This window comes from Isoptericola sp. 178, from assembly GCF_030586525.1.
GTDB classification, from domain to species: domain Bacteria; phylum Actinomycetota; class Actinomycetes; order Actinomycetales; family Cellulomonadaceae; genus Isoptericola; species Isoptericola sediminis.
Map to the genome: position 1 here is coordinate 1 of NZ_JAUQYN010000008.1, position 522 is coordinate 522.

At 56.3% G+C, this 522-nt stretch carries 1 rRNA gene; it reads left to right on the top strand.

The features are described from left to right. Positions 1 to 44: 44 nt before the first annotated feature. Positions 45 to 522, top strand: a 23S ribosomal RNA gene (locus Q6349_RS15290); the annotation flags it as partial.

Sequence of the window (522 nt, forward strand, 5' to 3'; positions counted from 1 at the left end):
CGTGGGGTGTGTTTTCTTGGATTTCTGTAGCAATTTTGTAGTGTGTCGAAGTTTTTAAGGGCACATGGTGGATGCCTTGGCACTAGGAGCCGAAGAAGGACGTTGTAGCCTGCGATAAGCCTCGGGGAGCTGGCAAACGAGCTGTGATCCGAGGGTGTCCGAATGGGGGAACCCGGCCGCAGTCATGTGCGGTCACCGACGCCTGAATGTATAGGGCGCCTGGAGGGAACGTCGGGAAGTGAAACATCTCAGTACCGACAGGAAGAGATATTCCGTGAGTAGTGGCGAGCGAAAGCGGATGAGGCCAAACCGTATGCGTGTCAAGCTGTCAGGCGTTGCGTGTGCGGGGTTGTGGGACCTTCCGAGAACCACTGACATGGTTCTGACCAGTAAGAAAGTCGCGTGATAGTCGAACCGCATTGAAAGGCGGACCGTAGAGGGTGTGAGTCCCGTAGACGAAATCGCGTGGCCTGGTGGAGGGGATCCCAAGTAGCACGGGGCCCGTGAAATCCCGTGTGAATC